This window comes from Pseudomonas sp. PME37.24/025 (genome assembly GCF_055556615.1).
In genome coordinates, this window is the sequence record NZ_JBVHNK010000506.1 from 1 (window position 1) to 231 (window position 231).

A 231-nucleotide genomic window follows, 5' to 3' on the forward strand; every position below is an offset into this window, starting at 1 on the left:
CGACCGACACCGGATTCTCGCTCAGCGGCGACGGATCCATGGCCGGCAGCATCGACATCTGGCGCGAAGACGACCGGCGCATCGGCGCGCACATCGCCCTCCTCCCCGCCCAGGACTTCCGCTTCATCAGCACGATCCTCGACGGCGAGCCGGACCCCGCGACCATCGCTCGCCGCCTCGGCAAGTTCACAGCGGCACTCAAGTTCCCCTACCGCAGCAGCGCCGGCACCA

The 231-nt window shown here is 69.3% G+C and carries 1 protein-coding gene; it reads left to right on the plus strand.

Translation table 11 applies throughout. From position 1 onward, the window contains the following. Positions 1 to 38: 38 nt before the first annotated feature. The coding region (locus tag ACZ3HH_RS31245; RefSeq protein ID WP_465810624.1) for a hypothetical protein at positions 39 to 231 on the plus strand (193 nt) is incomplete at its 3' end.